The sequence below is a fragment of the Micrococcus luteus NCTC 2665 genome (assembly GCF_000023205.1).
GTDB classification, from domain to species: Bacteria; Actinomycetota; Actinomycetes; order Actinomycetales; family Micrococcaceae; genus Micrococcus; species Micrococcus luteus.
Genome location: NC_012803.1, coordinates 1,519,869 through 1,543,860, shown reverse-complemented (window position 1 = coordinate 1,543,860; position 23,992 = coordinate 1,519,869). Strand labels below are relative to the sequence as shown.

Genomic DNA, 23,992 nt, shown 5'->3' with positions numbered 1-23,992 from the left:
CTCTTGCCGGGTGTGATCCACAGCACTACCCTGGGTCCATGGCGACCCACGATGCCCCCACCGAAGACCGCCCCTCCGGCGCGTACGCCGACGCCCACGCCCGCTCCCTCCGCGACCCCGAGGGGTTCTGGCTCGACGCGGCGCGCGCCATCGACTGGACCGTCGCGCCCACGCGCGCCCTCGACGACTCCGCCGCGCCCCTGTACCGCTGGTTCCCGGACGGCGAGCTGAACACCGCCTACAACTGCCTGGACCGGCACGTCGAGGCGGGCCGCGGGGACGCCGTCGCGCTGATCCACGACTCCGCGATGACCGGCGAGGTCACCCGCTACACGTACGCCGAGCTCACGGACGCGGTGGCCCGTCTGGCCGGCGCCCTGGCCGCGCGCGGCGTCGGCAAGGGCGACCGCGTCCTGGTGTACCTGCCGATGATCCCGCAGGCCCACATCGCGATGCTGGCGTGCGCGCGGCTCGGCGCGGTGCACTCCGTGGTCTTCGGCGGCTTCGCCCCGCGCGAGCTCGCCTCCCGCATCGACGACGCCGCCCCCGACGTCGTGCTCACCTGCTCCGGCGGCATCGAGCCCAAGCGCCGGGTCGAGTACCTGCCCGCTGTGGCCGAGGCGCTCGAGACCGCCGCGCATCCCGTGCGCACGGTGCTGGTCCATCACCGCGAGGGCTTCGAGACCGCGCTCGCGGACGCCGACGGGCGCGGGGGCGCGAGCTGGGAGGACTGGGGCGAGGCCGTCGCGGCCGCCGAGCCGGCCGACTGCGTCCCGGTCCAGGCCACCGACCCGCTGTACGTGCTGTACACCTCGGGCACCACGGGCAAGCCGAAGGGCGTCGTCCGGGACAACGGGGGCCACGCCGTCGCCCTGCGCTGGACCATGGAGCACATCTACGACGTCGGCCCGGGACAGGCGATGTGCACGGCCTCGGACGTGGGCTGGGTCGTGGGGCACTCCTACATCGTCTACGGCCCGCTCCTGGCCGGGGCCACCACGGTCATGTACGAGGGCAAGCCCGTGGGCACCCCCGACGCCGGCGCGTTCTGGCGGCTCATCGAGGACCACGGCGTGCGCTCCTTCTTCACGGCCCCCACGGCGCTGCGCGCGATCCGCCGCGCCGACCCCGAGGGCGAGCTGCTCAAGGACCACGACCTGTCCTCCCTGCGGCACTTCTTCGCCGCGGGCGAGCGCCTGGACCCGGAGACGCAGCGGTGGATCGAGGGCCTGCTGGGCATGCCGGTGATCGACCACTGGTGGCAGACCGAGACCGGCTGGGCCATCGCGGCGAACCCGGTGGGCCTGGAGCAGCTGCCGGTGAAGATCGGCTCGTCCTCGGTGCCCTCGCCGGGCGTCGATCTCGTGGTCCTGGACGGCCTGGGCGAGCCCGTGCCCGCCGGGACCGAGGGCAACATCGCCCTGCGGCTGCCGCTGCCCCCGGGCACCCTGCCCACCCTGTGGCGCGACGACCAGCGCTACATCGACTCCTACCTCAGCGCCTTCCCCGGCCATTACGCGACCGGCGACTCCGGCGTCGTGGACGAGGACGGCTACGTGTTCGTGCTCGGCCGCACCGACGACGTCATCAACGTCTCCGGACATCGGCTGTCCACGGGCGTCCTCGAGGCCGCTCTGGCCTCCCACCCGGCGGTGGCCGAGTGCGCCGTGATCGGCGTCGCGGACCCGCTCAAGGGTCAGCGGCCGTCGGGCTACGTGGTCCTCAAGTCCGGCGTCGAGACGCCCGAGCCCGGCTCCGAGGCCGAGGCCGCGCTCCTGGGCGAGCTGCGTCAGGCGGTGCGCCGCGAGGTGGGCCCGGTGGCGGACTTCCGCGACGTCGTCGTGGTGGACGCGCTGCCAAAGACCCGCTCGGGCAAGATCCTGCGCAAGACCATGCGGCAGATGGCCGACGGCGAGGAGTACGCGGTGCCCTCGACCATCGAGGACCCCGCCGTGCTCGAGGCCCTCGCCGGGGTGCTGCGCCCGGCCCGCTGAGCCCCGCTCACGCGCGGCCGGCCCAGCGGTACTCCTGCTCGGGCCGGCCGCGGCCACCGTGCCGGGCCGAGCGCCGCACCCGCCGGATCCGCTCGAGGTGCTCGAGATAGCGCCGGGCCGTCACGCGGGAGATGCCCAGGCGCTCGCCCACCTCGGCCGCGCTCAGGGCGGTCTCCGGGTCCGCCCCCAGCAGGTCCATCACCTCGCGCAGGGTGCCCTCGGTCAGCCCCTTGGGCAGGGCCTCGGCGCGCCGCTCGCGGGAGACGCGGAAGACGGCGTCCACCTGCTCCTGGCCCTCGAGGGCGCCGTCGCCGGCCAGCATCGCCGAGGCGGCGCGGAACCCGCCCAGCCGATCCGCGAACTCGTCGAACCCGAACGGCTTCACGAGGTACTGCGTCACGCCGTACGCGACGGCCCGGCGCACCACCGGCAGGTCGGTGGCCGCGGTGAGCGCCAGCACCCCGCCGTGGAAGCCGGCCGCGCGCAGTTGGTGCAGGAAGTCCAGGCCGTGCCCGTCCGGCAGGTTCATGTCCAGCAGCACGACGTCGAAGGGGAAGCGCCCGTCCGTATGCAGGCCCGCCGCGGCGACCTGCCGTGCCGCCAGCAGAGAACCGGCCACCGCGGACACCTCGAAGCCCGGCAGCCGGTCCAGGTGCGCCACGTAGGCCTCGGCCGTCAGCTGCTCGTCCTCGACGACGAGCACCCGGTACGGGCGGGCGGTCATGTCACCTCCTGGGGTCGGGGGCCGCGGGGCACCTCCACGATGAACACGGTGCCCGAGTCGGTCGCGACGTCCGCGACCCCGCCGGCCTCCTCCGCGATCCGCCGCGTCAGCCACAGCCCCATGCCGCGTCCGGCGGCGCCGACGGGCTTCGTCGACCAGCCCCGGTCGAAGAGTCGGCCGCGGTCCGCGTCGGCCACCTGCACGAGCAGGCCCGCGGCGTCCGAGACCACCTCGACGTCGACCCACCGGTCTGCCGCGGACAGGTCCGGTGCGGCGGCGGCGTCGAGGGCGTTGTCCACCAGGTTGCCCAGCACGGTCAGCAGGTCGAGCGGGCGCAGCGGGGCGGGCGCGGTCAGCTCTGCGGACCAGGTCAGCGCCACGCCCCGCTCACGCGCCTGGGCGGCCTTCGCGTCGAGCAGGGCGGCGAGGACGTCGTCGGAGGCCTCCTCGTCCGCGGCGCGTCGGGACAGCACGGCGCGGGCCGCCTCCAGCCGGCCCGACTCGACGAGGGCGAGGGCGGTGTGCAGCTGGTTGGCGTGCTCGTGCGTCTGCGCGCGCAGCGCCGTGGTCAGGGTGTGGGCCACGGTGAGCTCGTCGCCGAGCCGCTGCAGGTCGGTGCGGTCGTGCAGGACGAGCACGCGCGATCCCGCCGGGGCGGTGGTCACGCCCTCGCGGGCGGCCGCGGCGAGGGCCGTCGGCGGGACCGACCCGCCGGGGTCGGAGCGGCCGGGCGCCCGCACGACACGCTGCTGCACCACGAGGACCCGCCCGCCGACGGCGAGGCTCGCCTCGCCGCTGACCGCGCCCGGCAGGGCCGCGGAGAGCTCGGTGGGCAGTCGAGGCTCGCCCGCGTCCTCCCAGCCGAGCAGGCGCGCCGCGGCGTCGTTGTGCAGGCGGACCCGCCCGTCCGGGGCGAGGACCACGACGCCGGCCTCGAGCGAGTCCATGGCCGTCTCCGCCAGCAGGAACTGCTCGGCGATCTGCTCGGGGCCGCGTCCGAGCGTCACCCGGTTCAGATACCGGCCCACGAGCCACGCGACGAGCAGGCCGACGGCGGCCACGGCGGCCGAGCCCAGCAGGATGCCGGGGATCTGCGCCTCGGCCATGATGGTGACGTCGGAGATCTGCACGCCCATCGTGACCACGCCCAGGACGGTGCCGTCCTCCGGGCCCACGACCGGCGCGAGCGCGCGCACCGAACGGCCCGCGGCACCGGTGCTCGAGAGCTCCACGACGGTGTCCCCGGCGACGACGGCGTCCACCGGCCTCGGGTAGCGGACACCGACCTGCTCGAGGCGCCAGCTCGCCAACCGCATCCCGTCCGGATCCATCACGGTCAGCCACGAGACCTGCGCCTCGGCGATCCAGCCGTCGATCCCGGACTGCAGGGCGGGGGCGTCGCCGGCCCGCAGGGCCGAGACGAGCGCGGGGTCGCGCGCCACGAGGGTGGTGACTCCCTGGACGTGGCGCTCCTCGACGCGCAGGGCCACCTCGCGGGCCTCGAGGTAGGCGCTCCACACGCTGAACAGGGCGATGGCCGCCACGAGCGCCACGTGGACCACGGCGATCCGCCGGGCGATCGACCACGGGTGGCGCATGCCTCTCCTCCCTCGGGCCGGCGACGCGCCGGTCCGCTCCCACGATCCTTCAGCCCGCGGGCCGCCGTGACCACTATGACCGTAATCGTGACCGACGCCACCCCGGCCCGCGAGAGTGGTCACATCCCTCCCGCGCCGCTGCGGACCGCTCGGCGGCGCCCCACCACCGCACAGAACGGAACGCCCCATGGCGCACACCCCACCGGCCGAGACCTCGGCCCCGCCGGCCCCGGCGGAGAAGAAGGACCGCACCCACTGGCTGTACATCGCCGTGATCGCCTCGGTGGTGCTGGGCGCCGCCGTCGGCCTGCTCTTCCCCGAGTTCGGCAAGTCCCTCAAGCCCCTGGGCGACGGCTTCGTCTCCCTCATCAAGATGATGATCGGCCCGGTCATCTTCTGCACGATCGCCCTCGGCGTCGGCTCGATCGCCAAGGCCGCGACCGTCGGCCGCGTGGGCGGCATCGCCCTGGCCTACTTCATGGCGATGTCCACGTTCGCGCTGGCCGTCGGCCTCGTCGTCGGCAACCTCATCCACCCCGGTGAGGGCCTCAAGCTGACGCCCTACGACCCGAACAAGCCCACGGCCGCGGTGGACGGCACCGTCCAGTTCCTGCTGGACATCATCCCCGGCTCCCTGCCGGTGCTGCCCACCCTGTTCGTCGCCCTGCTCGTGGGCTTCGCCCTGCAGCAGATGGGCCCGGCCGGCGCCCCGCTGCTGCGTGGTCTCACGCTGATCCAGGGCGTCGTGTTCCGCATCCTCATGATGGTGATGTGGGTCGCCCCGATCGGCGCCTTCGGTGCGATCGCCGCCGTCGTCGGCTCCACGGGCTGGTCCGCGATCGGCGCCATGGCGCTGCTCATGGGCGCCTTCTACCTGACCTGCATCGCCTTCATCGTGGTGGTGCTCGGCACCATCCTGAAGGTCGTGACCGGCCTGAGCATCCTGTCCCTCATGAAGTACCTGGGCCGGGAGTACCTGCTCATCTTCGCCACCAGCTCCTCCGAGGCCGCCCTGCCCCGCCTGATCGCCAAGATGGAGCACGCCGGCGTGGACAAGTCCGTCGTGGGCGTGACCGTGCCCACCGGCTACTCCTTCAACCTGGACGGCACCGCCATCTACCTGACCATGGCCGCGCTCTTCGTCTCCAACGCGATGGGCGCGGAGATGAACCTCGGCGAGCAGATCGGCCTGCTGGTCTTCATGATCATCGCCTCGAAGGGCGCGGCCGGCGTCACCGGCGCGGGCATGGCCACGCTCGCCGCCGGCCTGGAGGCGCACCGACCCGAGCTGCTCGGAGGCATGGGAGTGATCGTGGGCATCGACAAGTTCATGTCCGAGGCCCGCGCCCTGACCGACTTCACCGGCAACGCCGTGGCCACGCTCCTCATCGGCCGCTGGGTGGGCGAGCTCGACGGCGAGCGCGCCCGGCGCGTCCTCAGCGGCGAGCTGAAGTTCGACGAGGCGACCGTGGCCGGCCATGGCGGCGCCGCGCACGACCCACAGCAGTCCCCGACGGTCGCCGAGCAGGCCTACGAGGGCCACCCCGACTCCAGCCTGAACTTCACGATGGCCGCCGACGGCGACCGGAACCCCACCCGCTGACGGAGGCGGCGGGCCCGCGCGGCACGCCGCACCGTCGACCACCGGCGACGCCGGGGACGAGCCTGGACACAGGCCCGTCCCCGGCGTCGCCGTCGTCCTGGGAACGGCAGGCACTAGGGTGGGGGAAGATCCGGACACGCCGACGACGGCGGCCGCGGCGCGCCGCGGCCCGCGGCCGGGCGTGCAGACCACCGTGGAAGGAGCCGGCGCCGCCGTGACCTCGAGAGAACCGATCCCCGTGATGACCATCCACGGCGAGCCCGTGCTCGGGCCCACCGGCCGGCCCAAGCACGACTTCCCCGAGCCCGCGCCCCTGACCTCGCACGGCCCGGCGCGGATCATCTCGATGGTGAACCAGAAGGGCGGCGTCGGGAAGACGACCTCCACCATCAACCTGGGCGCCGCGCTCGCGGGCTACGGCCGCAGGGTGCTCATGGTGGACTTCGACCCGCAGGGCGCCCTCTCGGCCGGCCTGGGTGCGAACCCGCACGAGCTCGACACCACGGTGTACAACGTGCTCATGGAGCGGTCGGTGACCGCGAAGGACGCGATCCTGCCCACGGACTTCGAGAACATGGACCTGCTTCCGGCCAACATCGACCTGTCCGCGGCCGAGGTGCAGCTCGTCAACGAGGTGGCCCGCGAGCAGGTCCTCGAGCGCGCGCTGCGCCAGGTCCGCGACGACTACGACGTGGTCCTCATCGACTGCCAGCCCTCGCTGGGCCTGCTGACCGTCAACGCGCTGACCGCCTCCCACGGCGTGATCATCCCGCTGACCGCCGAGTTCTTCGCGCTGCGCGCGGTCGCCCTGCTCGTCGAGACGATCGAGAAGGTGCAGGACCGGCTCAACCCGGACCTGGAGATCGACGGCGTGCTGGCCACGATGTTCGACCAGCGGACCCTGCACTCCAAGGAGGTCGTGGGCTCGCTGGTGGCCGGCTTCGGGGACCGCGTGTTCGAGACCGTCATCAAGCGGTCCATCAAGTTCGCCGACGCCACGGTGGCGGCCACGCCCATCACCCTGTTCGCCGAGAACCACGACGGCGCCAAGGCCTACCGGCAGCTCGCCCGCGAGCTGATCTGCCGCGGCGGCGCGCCGTGACCGTCCGCTGACCGCCGACGACGCCGGCCCGGTCCCGTCGCGGGACCGGGCCGGCTCTCTGCGCGCTCGCGGCCGGGGGAGCGGTGGCCGGGAGACGCGACGCCGCCGATCTGCGAGAATGGAGCCGGGCGTGTCCGTCTCCGGGCCGTCCCTCACCCCCTGACCCGTCCGCCGCCGGCCCGACCGGCGCCGTTGACGCGCACCCGAAAGGACGCCCTCCCCATGAACTCCCGCAAGCCGCGAGGCTCCGGACGCACCCCCGCCGTCGGTCGACGGGGCGGCCCGTTCCAGGAGCGCGACTACCAGCGACAGATCGGTGCCCGCCGCGGCGCCGCCGGCCCCCGCGAGGAGGCCCCCTTCGACGAGGACGCCGTGCCGCGCACCCGCGGTCGCCGCGGCCGCGGCGCCGGCGCCGCCCGGGCCAAGGCCGCCCACCTCGACCGCATCCACGACGAGTCGGGCGAGCGTCTGCAGAAGGTGCTGGCCGCGGCGGGTGTGGCGTCCCGGCGCGTGAGCGAGGACCTCATCGCCGAGGGCCGCGTGGAGGTGGACGGCGTCGTCGTCACCGAGCCCGGCGTGCGCGTGGACCCGGCCACGGCCGTGATCCGGGTGGACGGCATCTCCGTGCAGACGGACGTGACCAAGCAGTACTTCGTCTTCAACAAGCCCCGCGGCGTGATCTCCACGATGGTGGACCCCGAGGGCAGGCCCTCGATCGCCACCTACCTCAAGCCCGGGCAGGAGCACCTGTTCCACGTGGGCCGTCTGGACAACGAGACCGAGGGCCTGCTCATCCTCACCAACGACGGCGAGCTGGCCAACCGCCTCACCCACCCCAGCTACGAGGTCCCCAAGACCTACGTGGTGCAGACCCGCGGCCCGCTGGCCAAGGGCGTCTCGAACCGGCTGCGCGAGGGCGTGGAGCTGGAGGACGGCGTGGCGCAGGTGGACTCGTTCAAGCTCGTCGACTCGACGCCGGGCCACGTGCTCGTCGAGGTCGTGCTGCACTCGGGCAAGAACCGCATCGTGCGCCGCATGTTCCAGGAGATCGGCCACCCGGTCGAGCGGCTCGTCCGCGTCAAGGTGGGCCCCATCCTGCTGGGCGACCAGAAGCAGGGCACCGTCCGCGCGCTCAACGCGCAGGAGCTGGGCCACCTCAAGGCCCTGGTCGGCCTGTGAGCGCGCCCGCCGAGTCCGCCGCCGCGCTCGGTGACGGCCCGGCCGGGATCCCGCAGCCCGTCCTCGTCCGGGGGACCGGTCTGCTGGGCACCTCGATCGGCATCGGGCTGAGCGCGGCCGGTGTGGACGTGCGCCTGCACGACCCCTCGCACGCCGCCCTGGCCGTGGCCGCGGACATCCGCGCCGGACGCCCCGCCCGCCTGGACGCCGAGGGCGACGACCTCGACGCCGCCCCGGGCCTCGTCGTCGTGGCCGCGCCGCCGGACGTGACCGCCGACGTCGTGGTGGACTCGCTGCGCCGCTGGCCCGCGGCCGTGGTGGTGGACATCGCCTCGGTGAAGGAGGCGGTCGCCGCGGGCGTGCGCGCCGCCGTCGACGAGGCCCGCCTGGCCCCGCAGGACGCCGACCGGTACCTCGGGACGCACCCGATGGCCGGCTCCGAGCGGTCCGGCCCCGTGGCGGCCCGCGGCACCCTGTTCACGCAGGCGCCGTGGGTGCTGTGCCCGACGGACACGACCCACCCGGGCGCCCTCGCGGCCGGTCGGGCGCTCGCGCGGACGCTGCAGGCCACCCCGTACCGGATGGCCGCCCGCGCCCACGACGAATCGGTCGCGCTGATCTCGCACCTGCCGCAGATCGCCGCCTCGCTCGTGGCCTCCCGCCTGCAGGACACCCCGGACCAGGCGCTCGCCCTGGCCGGCAACGGGCTGCGGGACACCACCCGGATCGCGGCGTCGGACCCGCAGCTGTGGGTGCAGATCCTCTCCGGCAACGCCGGGCGGATCGTGCCGGCGCTGCACGGGCTGCGGGCGGACCTGGACCGGCTGATCCGCACCCTGGAGGACCCCTCCGCCCCCGGGGCGCGGCTGGACATGGCGCAGCTGATCGCCGAGGGCAACGCCGGTCGGGCACGGGTGCCCGGCAAGCACGGGGCGCCGCCGCAGGCGTTCGCGGTGGTCACGGTGATCGTGGACGACGCCCCCGGGCAGATCGCGGCCCTCCTCGACGAGGTCGGCCGCACGGACGTGAACGTGGAGGACCTGCGGCTCGAGCACGCCTCGGGCCACCGGGTCGGCATGGTGGAGATCTCCGTGCTGCCCGGCCGCAGGGACGAACTCGTGGCGGCGCTGACCGCCGCCGGATGGAAGGTGGTCTGAGATGACCGAGCACACCCGCGACGACGTCGCACACGCGCCGCTCGTGGTGGCGGTGGACGGGCCCTCGGGCTCGGGCAAGTCGTCCGTGTCCAAGGTCGTGGCCCGGCGTCTCGGCGCGGCGTACCTGGACACCGGCGCCATGTACCGCGCCGTGGCCTGGCACTGCCTGCACGAGGGCGTCGACCTGGCCGATGCGGAGGCCGTGGCGGCGGCCGCCGTCGCCATGGACCTGGACCAGTCCACCGACCCGGACGTCGAGGCCGTGCGGGTCGGCGGCACGGACGTCACCGAGGCGATCCGCGGCCCCGAGGTCACGGACACGGTCTCCACCGTCGCCGTGGTCATCCCGGTGCGCGAGGAGCTGCACCGCCGCCAGCGGGCGGCGATCGCCGCCGCGGGCCGGATGGTCGCCGAGGGCCGCGACATCACCACGGTGGTGGCCCCGGACGCCCACGCGCGCGTGCTGCTCACGGCGTCCGAGGCCGTGCGCACCGCCCGCCGCTCGGGCCAGCTGGCCGCGGCGGGGGAGACCGGCGTCGACGCCGGCACGCTGCACCGTCAGGTGGCCGGGCGCGACGCCCGCGACGCCACCGTGTCCACGTTCGACCGCCCCGCCGACGGGGTGGCGCTCGTGGACTCCACCGAGCTCGACTTCGAGCAGACCGTGGCGGCCGTCCTGGCCGCCGTCGAGGACCAGGCCGGCATCCCGGCCGTGAAGGGAGGCCGACGATGACCGAGAACCCCCAGCACCGCTCCGGTGAGGACGAGTTCGTCCCCGCCGGCGACGATCAGGTGGCCGAGCGGCTCGCCGCCATGACCGAGGAGGAGGCCGAGGCGCGTGCCGCGTCGTTGCGCGCCGGCCTGGCCGACTACGAGCTCGAGGAGGACGACGCCGCCCTCCTCGACGCGTGGCAGCTCGGGCCCGACGAGGACCTCGACGCGCCCGTGCCGCCCGTGCTGGCCATCGTGGGCCGGCCGAACGTCGGCAAGTCCACGCTCGTCAACCGCATCATCGGCCGTCGTGAGGCCGTCGTGGAGGACGTGCCCGGCGTGACGCGCGACCGCGTCTCCTACGACGCCGAGTGGAACGGCCGCGAGTTCACCGTGGTGGATACCGGCGGCTGGGAGCACGACGCCAAGGGCATCCACCGTCGCGTGGCCGAGCAGGCCGAGCTGGCCGTGGACGTGGCGGACGCCGTCGTGTTCGTGGTGGACGCCACCGTCGGCATGACGGCCACGGACGAGGCCGTGGTCTCGATGCTGCGTCGCAAGGACCGCCCGGTGATCGTGGCCGCCAACAAGGTGGACGACATGGTCCAGGAGGCCGACGCCGCCACCCTGTGGTCGCTCGGCTTCGGCTACCCGTACCCGGTGTCCGCGGTGCACGGCCGCGGCGTCGCGGACCTGTTGGACGCCGCCCTCGAGGCGCTGCCGGAGGAGTCCGCCCACGGCGGTCTCGTGCCGCGCGGCGGCCCGCGCCGGATCGCCCTCGTGGGCCGGCCGAACGTGGGCAAGTCCTCGCTGCTGAACAAGCTGGCCGGCTCGGACCGCGTGGTGGTGGACGACCTGGCCGGCACCACGCGCGACCCCGTGGACGAGCTCGTGGAGCTCGGCGGACGGCTGTGGCGCTTCGTGGACACCGCCGGCATCCGCCGGCGGCAGCACATGGCCCACGGCGCCGACTACTACGCGTCGCTGCGCACGGCCTCCGCCCTGGACCGTGCCGAGGTGGCCGTGGTGCTGCTCGAGGCGCCGCAGGTGATCTCGGAGCAGGACGTGCGCATCCTCCAGATGGTCCTGGACTCCGGGCGCGCCCTCGTGATCGCGTTCAACAAGTGGGACCAGGTGGATGAGGACCGCCGGCACCAGCTGGCCAAGGAGATCGACCGGGACCTGGCACACGTCGCCTGGGCGCCGCGCGTGAACATCTCCGCGAAGACCGGCTGGCACAAGGACCGTCTCGTCCCCGCGCTGGACCTCGCCCTGGACTCGTGGGACACCCGCATCCCCACGGGCAAGCTCAACGCGTTCCTCGGCGAGCTCGTGGCGGCTCACCCGCACCCGCTGCGCGGCGGCAAGCAGCCCCGCATCCTGTTCGCGACCCAGGTCTCGAGCCGGCCGCCCAAGTTCGTGCTGTTCACCACCGGGTTCCTGGACCCCGGCTACCGCCGGTTCATCGTGCGCCGCCTGCGCGAGACGTTCGGGTTCGAGGGCACGCCCCTCGAGATCGGGATGCGCGTGCGCGAGAAGCGCGGCCGCCGCCGCTGATCCGGCCCCGCCCCGACGACGTCCCTCGACCACCCGCGTCGGGGGACGTCGTCGTCCCGGCACGCTCCCACCGTTCGTCCACCTTCGCCGCGTAGCCTGAGGGCATGAGCCTCATCCGACGTCGCCCCGCCGCCCTGTCCCTGGCCACCCTGGCCGCGCTCGCGCTGGCCGCATCCGGCTGCGCGGTCGACGACGGTGAGACCCGGGCCGCGCTGCAGAGCGCGGAGGACCGGCTCGCCCAGGCCGAGGACCGGATCAGCGAGCTGGAGGCGGACGCGTCGGACCGCGTGGACCTGGGGCAGCTGCGCCAGGAGGCCGAGGACGCCCTCGCAGAGGCGGACCAGCGCGCCGCCGAGGTCGTCGAGGACCTGACGCGATCCCTGCCCTCCGGTTCGGACATCGTCGACGTCGAGGCCCTCCGGGAGGACGGGAAGGTGGTCATCGAGTACGGCCAGTCCCTGCTCGAGGCCGATCCCCAGGTCCTCGAGGAGACGATGCGGGAGGCGGCGGAGCAGGCCCGCAACGCCATCCCGGACCTGAAGGACGTCGAATTCCGCGTGGGGGACCGGACCTTCACGTACTGACCCTCCCACGGGGATCTATGCCCCCCGACACGCCTCTTCGACCCGCCCGGAACGGCGGATCGGAGCGGCTCAGCGTGTTACGCTTCACCCGTGCACGACTGCACCCTCAGTCATGAGAGGGTTCGTGCAGACCGCCAGGCCCACCGGTGCGCCGGGGCCGCGGTCGCTGGGGGACTCTCGGTCGGGTGGCCCTCGGTCAAGGGATGAGGGGTTCACGTCTGTGAAGAGGACGTGGGCCCCTTGTTCACGTTCCGGTAGTGTCGCGCCGTTCGCCCCTGACGACGACGGCCCGGCCGGCCCGCTCCGGATTCGCGTCCGGCGGTGCGGGTGGGGTATGCTCGTGGGGTGCTGAAGCGCGGATGACCGCGATTCGCCACGGGCTATGGCGCAGCTTGGTAGCGCGCTTGACTGGGGGTCAAGAGGTCGTGGGTTCAAATCCCGCTAGCCCGACCACGTTCCCACGGGTCAGAGTCCGCATCTGACGAGGGAAAATGGAATGAGGCCCAGGTACTCCCTCGAGGGGAGCGCCTGGGCCTCTTTCCGTGCCTGACATATTCCTTAGCACAAACTGATCGAGACAGACCCTACGGTTCGGCGTTCGGCTCGACTTATATCCCCGGGAATTCAGAACGTCCTCAGTGGCCGAGCGGCTCGATCCAAAATCGATCTCGTCGGTGACCAGAGCGTTGGCCCTGAAGCGCCCTGGGTCTGATGGAGACTCGCGCTATTTGATTCCGACAACTGTTCGCGGCCGGCTTCGACAGCATAGAACGTGTCCTCGAACTCGGCGGGTGGGACGTCGCCGAGGTAGCCGTGGAGGCGTTGCGTGTTGTGCCAGGACACCCACCCGAGGGTCGCGAGCTCGAGGTCCTCGACCGTTCGCCAGGGACCTGGCCGTGCGGGTCCGCGGACGAGCTCGGCCTTGTCATAGCCGTTCACGGTCTCGGCCAGGGCGTTGTCATAACTGTCCCCGACGGTCCCGATCGACAGTGTCGCTCCGATCTCGGCGAGGCGTTCGCCGTAGCGAATGGAGGTGAATTGAGACCCCGCGTCGCTGTGACAGCGCAGGTCCTCGTGGCGAGCGCCGCGGGACCAGCGGGCCATCTCGATCGCGTCGAGGACCATCTCGGTGCGCATGTGTGACGCGCACCGCCACCCTACGATCATCCTGCTGAACGCGTCGACGATGAAGCAGACGTACGCGACGCCGGCCCACGTCGGCACGAACGCCAGGTCGGTGACCCAGAGCCGGTTCGGGGCAGGCGCGGTGAACTCCCGCTTCACGAGGTCCGGGTGCCGCGCCGAGGCCGGGTCCGGCCGGGTGGTCTTGACCCTCTTCGACCGCCGCGCACGGGCGTGTCAGATGGTCTGTGTAAGCCGTACCGAGAGGAACGGTAAGAATCATGACCATGATCGACGAGAAGAACCCAGGCGAGCCCTCGGGCCAGGACCTGGTCGAGCAGCTGAAAGCCTCAGGGCAGCTTGATGCCCTGTTCGCGCAGATCGACGCGGGCGGCGTCGAGCTCACCGGTGACGGCGGGTTCGTGCCCGCGCTGGTCAAGGCCGCGCTCGAGCGGGGCCTGCAGGCCGAGCTGACCAGCCATCTGGGCTACGAGAAGGGCTCGAGCGAGGCGCCGAAGCACGCCAACTCCCGCAACGGGACCACCCCGAAGACCGTGGAGTCCGAGGTCGGGCCGATCGAGCTGGACGTCCCGCGAGACCGGGGCGGGTCGTTCACCCCGCGCCTGGTGCCCAAGGGCCAGCGGCGCCTCGGGGGCCTGGATGACATGATCATCAGCCTCTATGCCGGCGGAATGACGATCCGGGACATCCAGCACCACCTGGCCTCCACGATCGGCACGGACCTGTCGCACGAGACGATCTCCAACATCACCGACGCCGTGAGCGAAGAGGTCCTGGCGTGGCAGTCGCGGCCGCTGGAGGAGTTCTATCCGGTGATCTATCTCGACGCAATCCGGATCAAGATCCGAGAGAACAGCCAGGTCCTCAACCGTGCCGCCTACATCGCCGTCGGCGTGGACCTCGAGGGCATCAAGCACGTGCTGGGGATCTGGGTCCAGGACACCGAGGGCTCGGCGTTCTGGGCCCACGTCTGCGCCGATCTCGCCAACCGGGGCGTGCAGGACGTGCTGATCGTGTGCTGCGACGGGCTCAAGGGCCTGCCGGAGGCGATCGAGGCGACGTGGCCGGACTCGATGGTCCAGACCTGCGTGGTTCACCTGATCCGGGCCGCGATGCGGTTCGTGGCCTACCAGGACCGCAAGAAGGTCGCCGCCGCGCTGAAGCCGATCTACACCGCCCCCAACGAAGAGACCGCGAGGAAGGCGCTGGCCGAGTTCGAGGCCTCCGAGCTCGGCACGAAGTACCCGTCTGCAGCCGCGACCTGGGCGAACTCCTGGGAGCGGTTCATCCCGTTCCTGCAGTTCCCACCCATGCTCCGCAAGGTCATCTACACGACCAACAGCATCGAGTCGCTGAACTTCCAGCTACGGAAGGTGACCAAGAACCGCGGCCACTTCCCCTCGACCGAGGCGGCGGTGAAGCTGCTCTGGCTGGCGATCTGCAACATCGAAGACAAACGCGCCGCCGAACGCGCTCGGGACCGGGGCAAACCCGCCGGCCAGCGCAAAGCCCAGGGCCGGCTCGTCGAAGGCCAGGCCGTCACGAACTGGAAGCAGGCCCTCGCCCAGCTCGCCGCGGCCTACCCCGACCGGATCAACCCCTACCTGTGACCACCCCGCTTACACAGACAAGTTGACACGCCCCCGCGCACCCTCGATGCCTGCAGCGCGCATCAGCCGAGCGGTCTGGTCTCGGCCGATCATGATCCCCGCCCGGCCGGCGGCTTTCCAGAGCTTGCGGATTCCATAGACGCGGTAGTTCGTCTCCCCGAGCTCGACCAGCTGCGGGATCAGCTCCTCGTCCCGCACCGCGCGAGCCGAGGGGGCGCGGGTCTTGGCGGCGTAGTAGCTGCTCGGAGCCACCTGCAGCAGCGTGCAGATGAGCTCGACTCCGAGCCGGGGACCGTCGACCAGGTCATCCTTGTTCGCGTCGATGAACGCGACTACTTCCGGTAGTGGCGGTCGAGCTCCGCCCCGAAGAAAGACGCGGCACGCTTGAGGACCTCGTTGGCCCGTCGCAACTCCCGGACCTCCTGCTCCAGTTCACGTATCCGCTGCGCCTCAGCGCTGCTCACGCCAGAGGTGACGCCGTCGTCGATGTCGGCTTGCTTGACCCACCTCCGCACGGACTCGACCCCGTATCCGAGCTGCGTCGCGACCCGCTGCACAGTCCCGTGCTCGGTTCCCAGCTCGGCACGCAGCGTCCGCACCATCCGGACCGCCGCGGCCTTCTCCTCCGGCGAATACCGACGCGTCGTCGGCTTCCCCGCTGTCTGCTCTTTCGGCATAACTCCATCCTCGTTTCCAAGGTCAGGAGCCTCCAACAAACCCAGGGCGCTTCAATCGGTCAGGAAGGCAGCAGGAGCACCTTGATGTCGTAGTCGAGCTTGCAGAGATAGAAGATCAACTCGACGACGGGACGGTGACTATCCCAGCGGGGCTGTGAGGGGCCGATCTCGCAGAACCTAGCGGCAAACTCAACCTTCTCGCGCGCGGCCGGGATCGATGCGCGGAAGGCCGCTTCATCCCATTGCTCTTCGCTCATACTCCCGACCGTAGCGGTGAGTACCGACACGGCCGTGGGAGCTCTCAGCCCCAGAAGATCGGATCCTGGTGGCTGCCGATGTAGTCGAGCAGACTCTGGACGTTCTTCGTCGGGCGCCTCTTCGTGTACTCGTGGAACTTCATGTGCCGGTCACACCAGTAGATGCTCCACTGGCCGGTCTTGACGGTGTATCGCAGGCGCGCGACCGGGAACCGCGTCCAGTCGCCCTGCCCGTCCCACGGCGGCCGCGTCTCGATGATCGTGACGTGCCGGTCGGCGATCTCGGCTTCTACTCTCACCTGATCCCACAGGTGCTCGGGCACGCGTTCACGGCACCAGCGGCCGATGCGCAGCAGGTCGGTCTCGGGCATAGCCATGGTCAAGTCCTTTTGAGTGGTGTATCGAGGCTTTGTCGGGTTCCTCGTGGTCGGGTGGGTTGTCAGGCGGCGAGTGCCGCTTGGCCGGGGTCGTCGGTCATGGTGTCGCTGACCTGTAGGGCGGCTTGTTCAGCCGCGGCTTTCGCGGCTGCTTCGGCGAGCATCGTGTCGGTCGCGGTCAGCAATTCCAGGCTCATGTAGCGCCGTGATTCGGTCCATTCGTCGTGCTGCTCGGCCAGCACCGCGCCGAGGAGTCTAATCACCGCGACTCGGCTGGGGAAGATGCCGACGACGTCGGTGCGTCTCCGGATCTCCTTGTTGAGCCGTTCGTTCGGGTTGTTCGACCAGATCTTCTTCCACACCTCCTTACGGGAACTTCGTGAACGTGAGCACCTCATCGCGGGCGCCCTCGAGGTGCTCGGCAGCGGCCGGCAGATGGGTGGCCAGGCTGTCGATCATGTGCTCGTACTGGGCGATCACCGCCTCGACGTCGGGCTGGGTGTAGACGCTGTGCAGCAGCGCTTTCACCGCGGGCCACTGCGACTTCGGGCACACCGCCGTGGGTGGTGTAGGAACTTCCATCCTGCGGGAGAGGCCCGCTCGTCTCATCTCAGCCCGGGCCTCGTGGCAAGAACCTCATGACCCACAACACCTTGGTCGCGGGCGAGTACCGCCGGGTAGCTCGGGCCCTCGAGGAGTGTCATGAGGATGCGGGAGCGGGTCGGGTCGGCCATCGCCCGGCCCAGCCGGTTCATCACGTCCAGCCGCGAAGCAATAGTCAGCATGCGCTGACCATACAGAACCTGCTGACCTCTCGTGTGTGGCTCCCGCTGCTGATATCTGCATAGGTGTATGGTCGTGGCATGAGTGTGACGCCGTTGGATTCGTGTCAGGTCACCGCCGTCCATCCGGAGAAGGTGGCGCTGACCCGGGAGAGGATCCCCGACGAGCGCGAGGCCGGCAGGTTGGCCGGGCTGTTCAAGCTCCTGGGGGACCCGCGCCGTGCCCGGGCGCTGTATGCGTTGCTGGAGGCCGGCGAGCTGTGCGTGTGTGACCTGGCGGCGTCGGTAGATGTCGCGGAGGCGTCGGTGTCCCAGGTGCTGCGGGTGCTGCGTACCGCTGGGGTGGTCGAGAGCCGCCGGGAGGGGCGGATGGTGTACTACCGCCTCGCTGACGGGCATGTGCGGATGCTGCTGGACGTCTCCCGTGAGCACGCCCGCCACGAGGGGCAGGGCTGATGGGGGCGGGACACAGCCATGCCCCGGCGACCGGGCATGCCGGTGGCCGCTACCGTCGGCGGCTGGCGGGGGCGTTCGCCCTGACGGCGGGCTTCTTCCTGATCGAGCTGGTCGCGGGGCTGGTGTCGGGGTCGTTGGCGCTGCTGTCGGATGCCGGGCACATGGCTGCCGATGTGGTGGTGCTGGGTGCGGCGCTGCTGGCGACGCGCATCGCGAGCCGGCCAGACTCCACGGGGCCACGCACCTATGGCTCCTACCGGGCCGAGGTGTTCGCCTCGGCGTTGGCGGTGCTGGCGATGCTCGCGGTCGGGGTGTACGTGGTGGTCGAGGCCATCAGCCGGCTGGGCGACGCGCCGGAGGTGGCCTCCGGCGCCATGCTCGCGGTCGGCTTCGCCGGCCTGGTGATCAACATCATCTCCATGCTGCTGCTGCGCAGCGGGGCCAAGGACAGCCTGAACGTCAAGGGCGCCTACTACGAGGTGATCGCCGACGCCGCCGGGTCGGTGGGTGTCATGGTCGCCGGCGTGCTGATCATCCTCACCGGCCAGCCGATCTGGGACGTCGTGGTCGCGGCGCTCATCGCGGTCTTCGTCATCATCCGGGCGGTGGTTCTGGGCAGGCAGGTGATCGCGGTGCTGGGCCAGCACGCCCCGGAAGGGGTGGACCCGGAGGACGTCACCGGTGACCTGGACGCGGTCGAGGGGGTGGAGGAGGTCCACGACCTGCACCTGTGGACCCTGACGTCGGGGATGAACGTGGCCACGGCCCACCTGGTCGCTGACCAGGGCGCGGACCACGGCGCCGTGCTTGCCGGCGCGCGCCGGGTGCTGCGCGACCGTTACGGTATCGCCCATGCCACCTTGCAAGTGGAGGGCGCCGGCAGCGACGGCTGTCACGACCTGAGCTGGTAGCACTCGGCACGGAAGCCCGCTCGCGAGAGCCGCACATGCTTGAGCAACGTCTTAGGGCGTGTCTGAGAATAGATGCACGAGTCAGCTGAGACCCTGGGGACATGTCCCGGTTCCAGATGCTCTCCGACGCCCAATGGGAGTTGATCGCCCCCATGCTCCCGACCCGGACCGGCCGCGCCGGCAGGCCGTTCGCCGACGCCCGCACCATGGTGGAGGCGATCATCTACCGGTACCGGTGCGGAATCGCTTGGAGGGATCTGCCCGAGGTCTACGGGCCCTGGCAGACCGTGTGGACCTGGCATCGGCGCTTGGCCGAAAAAGGCACCTGGGACACGGTGCTGGCCACGCTGACCGCCGCCGCTGACGCCGAAGGCCTGATCGATTGGTCGGTCTCGGTGGACTCCACGATCGCCCGCGCCCACCAGCACGCGACGAACATCACCCGCCACACAGGGGGATGGATCGAACTACAAGAATCCGCGTGAGGAGCCGGCCGATCACGGCATCGGGCGCTCCCGTGGCGGGCTGAGCACGAAGATCCATCAGCTCGTCGATGGGACCGGGCTGCCGCTGGTCAGCCTGATCACCCCCGGCCAGGCAGGGGACTCCCCGATGCTGCTTCCTCTTCTGGAGCAGCTGCGCGTGACCCGGCCAGTAGGGCGGCCCCCGGACCCGCCCCGAGGCCGTGCTGGGCGATAAGGCGTACTCCTCCCGGGCGATCCGCACCCACCTACGTGCCCGTGGGATCAAAGCGGTCATCCCCGAACCGGCCGACCAGCAGGGCCACCGCAGACGGCGCGGTGCCCGCGGCGGGCGCCCCGTCAGCCTCGACGCGGACGCCTACAAGGGCCGCAACGTCATCGAGCGTCAGTACGCTCACCTGAAGCAGTGGCGGGGCCTGGCGACCCGGTATGACAAGTACGCGATCATCTACAGGGCCGCTGTGGTCCTGAATGCTGTGCTCGCATGGTCAAAACGATTGTCAGACATGCCCTAGCCCGACCACGTCGACCAAAGCGGAGCCCTGCAGTGCAAGGCTCCGGCTTCGTCGTACCCGGGGCGGGCCGCCCGGCCCGCCACTCCCCATCGGGTGAGGCGGGGCGGTTCAGGCCGCGAACAGCACGTGCGTGTCCGGCACGACGGCCCGGCCGCCGAGGGCCGTGAGCTCCAGCAGGCAGGCCGCGCCCACCACCTCCGCGCCCCGCGCCTCGATGAGCCGTCGGCCGGCGGCGAGGGTGCCGCCCGTGGCGAGGACGTCGTCGAGCAGGAGCACCCGTGACCCGGCCCGCAGGTCCTCGGAGACCTCGATGCTCGCGGTCCCGTACTCCAGCGTGTAGTCCGCACGGGCCGCGGGAGCCGGGAGGCGCCCGGCCTTGCGCAGCGGCACGAGGCCGGTGCCGGTCAGGACGGCGGCCGCCCCGGCGAGCAGGAACCCGCGGGCCTCGAGGCCGGCCACGAGGTCGAAGCGCCCCTCGAACGGCGCCACCAGGGCCTCGACGCACGCCCTCAGAGCGCGGGCGTCGGCGAGCAGGGGCGTGATGTCCTGGAAGGCCACGCCCGGGCTGGGATGGTCGGGGACCACGCGGATGAGGGAGCGGGCACGGGCGATCTCGGAGGTGGCGGACACGGCCTCCACTCTAGGACGGACGCCGCCCGGGCCGCGGATGTGATCGGCGTCATCGGGCGGGGAGTTTGCTCTGACTCCCTTGGAGGAGGACAGTGGATCGGTGGAAAATCCCCAGAATCCTCTCGCGGGCCGCGTGCCCGACGTCGAGCCGCCCGCCCGCGTGGCGGCGTCGACGGCCACCCGTCCCGACGACGCAACCCCCGACTGGCGCGGCCGCCCGTTCCTCGGCCAGCCCGGCCCGCTGGCGAACCTGTTCTCCGTGGAGCTGTGGGAGCGCTTCTCCTTCTACGGCATGCAGGCCATGCTCGTGTACTACATGTCCTGGACCGCCGCGGAGGGCGGCCTCGGGATCGACCCGGCCGTGGCCACGGGCATCGTCGGCGCCTACGGCGGCATGGTGTACGTGTTCTGCATCCTCGGCGGCTGGGTCGCCGACCGCCTGCTCGGTTCCGAGCGCACCATGTTCTTCAGCGCTGTCGGGATCATGTTGGGCCACATCGCGCTGGCCCTCGTCCCGGGGTCCCGGGTCTGACCCTCGGCCTCGTGCTCGTCGCCGTCGGTTCGGGCGGCCTCAAGGCCAACGCCACGAACCTCGTCGGCTCCCTGTACTCCCGCGAGGACCCCAAGCGCGACGCCGGCTTCTCCATCTTCTACATGGGCGTGAACATCGGCGCCCTCTTCGGCCCGCTGCTCACCGGCCTGGCGCGCGACACGATGGGCTTCCACGTGGGCTTCGGCGTCGCCGCCGCCGGCATGGCCATCGGCCTGGCGCAGTACGCCCTGACCCGCAAGAACCTGCCCACGGACGTGCACCGGGTCCCGGATCCGCTGCCGCGGTCGCAGTACGGCCGCTGGGGCCTGATCGGCCTGGGGATGGTCGCCGTCGTCGTGGTCCTGTTCCTCACGGGCGTCATCACCCTGGACAACCTCTCCGACGCCGTCGTCGTGCTCGCCGCCGTCGCGGCCATCGCGATCTTCGCCGTCCTGCTGACCTCGACGAAGGTCTCGGAGGAGGAGCGCTCGCGCGTGAAGGCGTTCATCCCGCTGTTCATCGGCACGTCCGTGTTCTTCGCCCTCTTCCAGCAGCAGTTCACCGTGATCGCGCTGTACTCCGAGCACCGCCTCGACCGGAACCTGTTCGGCTGGCTCATGCCCATGGAGTGGGTCAACTCCATCAACCCGGTCTTCATCATCGTGTTCGCCCCGGTGATCGCCGCGCTGTGGACCAAGCTGGGCACCCACCAGCCCGCCACCCCGGTGAAGTTCGGCATCGGCATCGTCCTGATCGGCATCGCCTTCCTGCTGTTCATCCCGGTGGCCGACGTCGTCGCCGTGCCGCTGCTGTGGCTGACGCTGATCCTCTTCGTCTGCACCATGGGCGAGCTGCTCGTCTCCCCGGTGGGCCTCTCCCTGGCCACCAAGGTCGCCCCGCGCAGCTTCCCGGTGATGATGGTCTCGCTGTACAACCTGGCCGTGGCCCTGGGCACGGCCCTGGCAGGCTCCCTGGCCGGCTCCTACTCGGAACAGAACGAGGTGGGCTACTTCGGCATGATCGGTGCGGTCACCCTCGGCGTGGGACTGATCGTGCTGGCCATCGCCAAGCCGGTGCGTCGCGGCATGCGCGGCGTGCTCTGAGCGCGCCAGTGGCGCGAGTCACGCGCCGCTCGGTAGTCTGCGAGACGACGTCATCACTCCCGACCACACAAAGGACGCGCACTCCATGAGCTCCATCCCCGAAGGCCTCAAGTACTCCGCCGAGCACGAGTGGATCGCCGAGGCCGGTGCCGCCGGCACGGTCCGCGTGGGCATCACCGACTTCGCCCAGGATGCGCTGGGTGACGTCGTGTACGTGGACCTGCCGGAGGTCGGCACCGAGGTCACCGCGGGCACCGCGGTGGGCGAGGTCGAGTCCACGAAGTCCGTCTCGGACATCTACGCCCCGGTCTCCGGCACCGTGGCCGCCGTCAACGACGAGCTCGACGGCGAGCCCGGCCTGGTCAACTCCGCCCCCTACGAGGGCGGTTGGCTGTTCGAGATCACCCTCGCGGACGAGGCCCAGCTCGAGGGCCTCATGGACGCCGAGGGCTACGCCTCGCACACCAGCTGAGCCCCGTCCGCCGTCGCCCCGCCGCTGGCTGGCGGGGCGACGGCGTCCCCTTCGTCTCTCCCTCCGGCGCCGCGGCGCCGGCCCCCGCACAGGAGCACCCCATGAACCAGCCCGGACGTGAACCGGACCTGTCCACCTCCGCCATCAACCTCACCGAGCTGGCGCCGCTGGTCTCGGCGGACCTCACCCGTGAGGAGTCGGACGCGATCCGCGCCCTCCCGGCCGGTTCCGCGCTGCTGCTCGCCCACGAGGGCCCGGACCAGTCCGCCCGCTTCCTGCTGGACGAGGACGTGGTCTCCGTGGGGCGCCACCCGGACGCGGACATCCTCCTCGACGACGTCACCGTCTCCCGTCGTCACGCGGAGTTCCGGGCCGAGGACGGCGGCCATCGGCTCGTGGACCTGAACTCCCTCAACGGCACCTTCGTGAACCACGACCGCGTGGACGAGATCCTGCTGCGCTCCGGGATGCACGTGCAGATCGGCAAGTACCGCCTCACGTACTACGCCGGGCCTGCGCGGGGCTGAGCCGTCATCCTCGTGACCGATCCGCGCCCGCGCCCCGACGCCGTCCCCACCGCCCGCCCTGCGGGCCGGCTGGGCATCGGCGAGGTCGTGGCCGCCCTCGAAGCCGAATTCCCCGGCGTCACCGCGTCCAAGGTGCGCTTCCTGGAGGACCGCGGCCTCGTGCTGCCCGAGCGGACCCCCGCCGGCTACCGGCGCTTCCGGCCCGAGGACGTGGACCGGCTCCGGTTCGTCCTCGCGCTGCAGCGCGACCACTTCCTGCCGCTCAAGGTCATCGCCGACCACCTGGCCGCGCTGGACCGCGGCGAACGCCCCACCGGCATGCCCGGGACCGCAGCGGTCCCGGCGTCCTCGGACGCGGAGCGGCTCGGCCGCGAGGTCGCCGGGGGCCGCCGGTCGTGGACCCGCGCCGAGCTCGCCGCCGAATCCGGTGCGGGCGAGGAGCTGCTGGCCGAGCTGGATCAGTACTCGCTCCTGCCCGTCGATCCCGACGGCGGCTACCCGAGCCACGCGATGGACGTGGCCCGGGCCGCCGTCGTGCTCGCGGGCCACGGCCTGGAGCCCCGGCACCTGCGCCCGCTGCGGGCCGCGGCCGACCGCGAACTGGGCCTGGTGGAGCGCGCCGTCGCCCCGCTGCAGGCCCGCCGCGACGCCGGCACCCGCCCCCGCGTGGCCCGCTCGGCACGCGAGATCGCGCAGGCCAGCCTGCGGCTGCATGCGGCCCTCGTGGCCGTGGGGCTGGAGCAGTGGGATGACTGAGCCGCGCCCCGTGCCCGCCGACGACGCCGGCGACGTGCCGCTCTCCGTGCTCGGCGTGCGCGTCGAGCTGCCCGAACAGCACCACGTGATCCTGCTGGTGGACCCGCCCGGCCGCACGATGGTCCCGCTGTGGGTGGGCGCGCCCGAGGCCGCCGCCGCCGCGCTCGCGCTCGAGGGCGTCCGCGCGCCCCGGCCCCTCACCCATGAGCTGCTCCTGGCCGCCGTCGACGCCCTGGGCGCCGAGGTCGTGCGGGTGCGGCTCACCGAGGTCCGGGACGAGGTCGTGCACGCCGAGCTCGTGCTCTCCACGGGCGCCCGGGTCGACGCCCGCGCGTCGGACGCCGTCGTGGTCGCCCTGCGCGCCGACGCCCCCGTGCTCGGCACCCCCGCCGTGCTCGCGGACGCCGGCATGCCGGCGCGGACGGGGGAGGAGGACGCCGGCCAGGAGCGCGCCGTCGAGGACTTCCGCGACTTCTTGGACACGGTGCGCCCCGAGGACTTCGCCTGAGCGGAGCCGGTGCGACACGGCGCGGTCTCGCCGCCGGCTTCGTTG

At 71.9% G+C, this 23,992-nt stretch carries 20 protein-coding genes, 1 tRNA gene and 6 pseudogenes; 18 read left to right on the top strand and 9 right to left on the bottom strand.

The annotated features are described in order from the left end of the window. The first annotated feature begins 38 nt into the window (after positions 1-38). On the top strand, positions 39-1,994 hold the full coding sequence (locus MLUT_RS18565) for an AMP-binding protein (protein WP_010078453.1): 1,956 nt from the start codon (positions 39-41) through the stop codon (positions 1,992-1,994). 7 nt (positions 1,995-2,001) lie between these two features. On the opposite strand, the gene MLUT_RS18560 is transcribed toward MLUT_RS18565, so the two are convergent. Continuing rightward, a complete protein-coding gene (locus MLUT_RS18560) occupies positions 2,002-2,718 on the bottom strand; it encodes a response regulator (RefSeq protein WP_010078454.1) in 717 nt (238 codons plus the stop codon). Further along, positions 2,715-4,316: an ATP-binding protein gene (locus MLUT_RS18555; RefSeq protein ID WP_010078455.1), complete on the bottom strand. Its 1,602-nt coding sequence runs from the start codon at positions 4,314-4,316 to the stop codon at positions 2,715-2,717. Before MLUT_RS18555 ends, MLUT_RS18560 begins: the two co-directional genes overlap by 4 nt. Before the next feature lie 187 nt (positions 4,317-4,503). Here MLUT_RS18555 and MLUT_RS18550 point away from each other — a divergent pair, with 187 nt between their 5' ends. The 8 genes from MLUT_RS18550 (at position 4,504) to MLUT_RS18515 (ending at position 12,662) form a co-directional block, all read left to right on the top strand. Continuing rightward, positions 4,504-5,919: a C4-dicarboxylate transporter DctA gene (locus tag MLUT_RS18550; protein ID WP_010078456.1), complete on the top strand. Its 1,416-nt coding sequence runs from the start codon at positions 4,504-4,506 to the stop codon at positions 5,917-5,919. Between the two features lie 241 nt (positions 5,920-6,160). After that, positions 6,161-7,021 carry a ParA family protein gene (locus tag MLUT_RS18545; protein WP_010078457.1) on the top strand — a complete coding sequence of 287 codons (861 nt, stop codon included), beginning with the start codon at positions 6,161-6,163 and terminating at the stop codon, positions 7,019-7,021. Positions 7,022-7,243: 222 nt separating this feature from the next. Continuing rightward, entirely contained in the window at positions 7,244-8,200 is a 957-nt protein-coding gene (locus tag MLUT_RS18540) for a pseudouridine synthase (RefSeq protein ID WP_002857422.1), read from the top strand. Beyond that, complete coding sequence (locus MLUT_RS18535; protein ID WP_010078458.1) at positions 8,197-9,357, top strand: prephenate dehydrogenase; 1,161 nt, start codon at positions 8,197-8,199, stop codon at positions 9,355-9,357. Before MLUT_RS18540 ends, MLUT_RS18535 begins: the two co-directional genes overlap by 4 nt. 1 nt (position 9,358) lies before the next feature. Then, positions 9,359-10,090, top strand: a complete 732-nt coding sequence (gene cmk / locus MLUT_RS18530; RefSeq protein WP_010078459.1) for a (d)CMP kinase — start codon at positions 9,359-9,361, stop codon at positions 10,088-10,090. Continuing rightward, positions 10,087-11,625, top strand: coding sequence for a ribosome biogenesis GTPase Der (gene der, locus MLUT_RS18525; protein ID WP_010078460.1), 1,539 nt, complete (start codon positions 10,087-10,089; stop codon positions 11,623-11,625). Before cmk ends, der begins: the two co-directional genes overlap by 4 nt. A 104-nt stretch (positions 11,626-11,729) precedes the next feature. Then, positions 11,730-12,209 (top strand): hypothetical protein, encoded by a 480-nt coding sequence (locus MLUT_RS18520; RefSeq protein WP_010078461.1) that lies wholly within the window; start codon positions 11,730-11,732, stop codon positions 12,207-12,209. A 376-nt stretch (positions 12,210-12,585) separates the two neighbouring features. Then, positions 12,586-12,662 (top strand) — tRNA-Pro (locus tag MLUT_RS18515). Between the two features lie 306 nt (positions 12,663-12,968). On the opposite strand, the pseudogene MLUT_RS18510 reads toward MLUT_RS18515, so the two are convergent. Beyond that, positions 12,969-13,559, bottom strand: a pseudogene (locus MLUT_RS18510) (IS3 family transposase); the annotation flags it as partial. Positions 13,560-13,618: 59 nt separating this feature from the next. On the opposite strand from MLUT_RS18510, the gene MLUT_RS18505 reads away from it, so the two are divergent. Continuing rightward, on the top strand, positions 13,619-14,962 hold the full coding sequence (locus MLUT_RS18505) for an IS256-like element ISMlu11 family transposase (RefSeq protein ID WP_012750929.1): 1,344 nt from the start codon (positions 13,619-13,621) through the stop codon (positions 14,960-14,962). A gap of 33 nt (positions 14,963-14,995) precedes the next feature. On the opposite strand, the pseudogene MLUT_RS23635 reads toward MLUT_RS18505, so the two are convergent. The 5 genes and pseudogenes from MLUT_RS23635 to MLUT_RS24090 form a co-directional block, all read right to left on the bottom strand. Continuing rightward, positions 14,996-15,639, bottom strand: a pseudogene (locus MLUT_RS23635) (transposase); the annotation flags it as partial. Between the two features lie 59 nt (positions 15,640-15,698). Beyond that, complete coding sequence (locus MLUT_RS18490; protein ID WP_010078466.1) at positions 15,699-15,896, bottom strand: hypothetical protein; 198 nt, start codon at positions 15,894-15,896, stop codon at positions 15,699-15,701. Between the two features lie 44 nt (positions 15,897-15,940). Next, complete coding sequence (locus MLUT_RS18485; protein ID WP_010078467.1) at positions 15,941-16,273, bottom strand: DUF3024 domain-containing protein; 333 nt, start codon at positions 16,271-16,273, stop codon at positions 15,941-15,943. Between the two features lie 62 nt (positions 16,274-16,335). Beyond that, positions 16,336-16,828, bottom strand: a pseudogene (locus MLUT_RS23630) (transposase); the annotation flags it as partial. 101 nt (positions 16,829-16,929) lie between these two features. Continuing rightward, positions 16,930-17,058, bottom strand: a pseudogene (locus MLUT_RS24090) (ArsR family transcriptional regulator); the annotation flags it as partial. Positions 17,059-17,136: 78 nt separating this feature from the next. Here MLUT_RS24090 and MLUT_RS18470 point away from each other — a divergent pair. The 3 genes and pseudogenes from MLUT_RS18470 (at position 17,137) to MLUT_RS23825 (ending at position 19,419) form a co-directional block, all read left to right on the top strand. Next, positions 17,137-17,511: an ArsR/SmtB family transcription factor gene (locus MLUT_RS18470; protein ID WP_010078471.1), complete on the top strand. Its 375-nt coding sequence runs from the start codon at positions 17,137-17,139 to the stop codon at positions 17,509-17,511. Further along, complete coding sequence (locus tag MLUT_RS18465) at positions 17,511-18,422, top strand: cation diffusion facilitator family transporter (RefSeq protein WP_010078472.1); 912 nt, start codon at positions 17,511-17,513, stop codon at positions 18,420-18,422. Before MLUT_RS18470 ends, MLUT_RS18465 begins: the two co-directional genes overlap by 1 nt. Before the next feature lie 101 nt (positions 18,423-18,523). Continuing rightward, positions 18,524-19,419, top strand: a pseudogene (locus MLUT_RS23825) (IS5 family transposase). A 108-nt stretch (positions 19,420-19,527) separates the two neighbouring features. On the opposite strand, the gene MLUT_RS18450 reads toward MLUT_RS23825, so the two are convergent. Then, a complete protein-coding gene (locus MLUT_RS18450; protein ID WP_010078475.1) occupies positions 19,528-20,049 on the bottom strand; it encodes an adenine phosphoribosyltransferase in 522 nt (173 codons plus the stop codon). 100 nt (positions 20,050-20,149) lie between these two features. Between MLUT_RS18450 and MLUT_RS23340 the strand changes: the two are divergent. The 5 genes and pseudogenes from MLUT_RS23340 to MLUT_RS18425 all read left to right on the top strand — a co-directional run bounded on the left by MLUT_RS23340 (position 20,150) and on the right by MLUT_RS18425 (position 23,947). Next, a pseudogene (locus MLUT_RS23340) lies at positions 20,150-21,684 on the top strand (peptide MFS transporter). Between the two features lie 85 nt (positions 21,685-21,769). Continuing rightward, positions 21,770-22,156 carry a glycine cleavage system protein GcvH gene (gcvH, locus tag MLUT_RS18440; RefSeq protein WP_002854607.1) on the top strand — a complete coding sequence of 129 codons (387 nt, stop codon included), beginning with the start codon at positions 21,770-21,772 and terminating at the stop codon, positions 22,154-22,156. 101 nt (positions 22,157-22,257) lie between these two features. Then, positions 22,258-22,683 carry an FHA domain-containing protein gene (locus tag MLUT_RS18435; RefSeq protein WP_012750927.1) on the top strand — a complete coding sequence of 142 codons (426 nt, stop codon included), beginning with the start codon at positions 22,258-22,260 and terminating at the stop codon, positions 22,681-22,683. A gap of 12 nt (positions 22,684-22,695) precedes the next feature. Continuing rightward, entirely contained in the window at positions 22,696-23,439 is a 744-nt protein-coding gene (gene ftsR / locus MLUT_RS18430) for a transcriptional regulator FtsR (RefSeq protein WP_012750926.1), read from the top strand. Beyond that, positions 23,432-23,947 carry a bifunctional nuclease family protein gene (locus MLUT_RS18425; protein ID WP_012750925.1) on the top strand — a complete coding sequence of 172 codons (516 nt, stop codon included), beginning with the start codon at positions 23,432-23,434 and terminating at the stop codon, positions 23,945-23,947. The genes ftsR and MLUT_RS18425 overlap by 8 nt, the downstream gene beginning before the upstream one ends. The last annotated feature ends 45 nt before the right edge of the window (positions 23,948-23,992 follow it).

Coding starts and splice junctions, on each gene's coding strand:
- cmk (WP_010078459.1), top strand. CDS start 9,359: ATGACCGAGCACACCCGCGACGACGTCGCACACGCGCCGCTCGTGGTG.
- MLUT_RS18435 (WP_012750927.1), top strand. CDS start 22,258: ATGAACCAGCCCGGACGTGAACCGGACCTGTCCACCTCCGCCATCAAC.
- MLUT_RS18425 (WP_012750925.1), top strand. CDS start 23,432: ATGACTGAGCCGCGCCCCGTGCCCGCCGACGACGCCGGCGACGTGCCG.
- MLUT_RS18485 (WP_010078467.1), bottom strand. CDS start 16,273: ATGGCTATGCCCGAGACCGACCTGCTGCGCATCGGCCGCTGGTGCCGT.
- MLUT_RS18465 (WP_010078472.1), top strand. CDS start 17,511: ATGGGGGCGGGACACAGCCATGCCCCGGCGACCGGGCATGCCGGTGGC.
- MLUT_RS18565 (WP_010078453.1), top strand. CDS start 39: ATGGCGACCCACGATGCCCCCACCGAAGACCGCCCCTCCGGCGCGTAC.
- MLUT_RS18550 (WP_010078456.1), top strand. CDS start 4,504: ATGGCGCACACCCCACCGGCCGAGACCTCGGCCCCGCCGGCCCCGGCG.
- MLUT_RS18505 (WP_012750929.1), top strand. CDS start 13,619: ATGATCGACGAGAAGAACCCAGGCGAGCCCTCGGGCCAGGACCTGGTC.
- der (WP_010078460.1), top strand. CDS start 10,087: ATGACCGAGAACCCCCAGCACCGCTCCGGTGAGGACGAGTTCGTCCCC.
- MLUT_RS18540 (WP_002857422.1), top strand. CDS start 7,244: ATGAACTCCCGCAAGCCGCGAGGCTCCGGACGCACCCCCGCCGTCGGT.
- gcvH (WP_002854607.1), top strand. CDS start 21,770: ATGAGCTCCATCCCCGAAGGCCTCAAGTACTCCGCCGAGCACGAGTGG.
- MLUT_RS18520 (WP_010078461.1), top strand. CDS start 11,730: ATGAGCCTCATCCGACGTCGCCCCGCCGCCCTGTCCCTGGCCACCCTG.
- MLUT_RS18545 (WP_010078457.1), top strand. CDS start 6,161: ATGACCATCCACGGCGAGCCCGTGCTCGGGCCCACCGGCCGGCCCAAG.
- MLUT_RS18490 (WP_010078466.1), bottom strand. CDS start 15,896: ATGAGCGAAGAGCAATGGGATGAAGCGGCCTTCCGCGCATCGATCCCG.
- MLUT_RS18555 (WP_010078455.1), bottom strand. CDS start 4,316: ATGCGCCACCCGTGGTCGATCGCCCGGCGGATCGCCGTGGTCCACGTG.
- MLUT_RS18560 (WP_010078454.1), bottom strand. CDS start 2,718: ATGACCGCCCGCCCGTACCGGGTGCTCGTCGTCGAGGACGAGCAGCTG.
- MLUT_RS18470 (WP_010078471.1), top strand. CDS start 17,137: ATGAGTGTGACGCCGTTGGATTCGTGTCAGGTCACCGCCGTCCATCCG.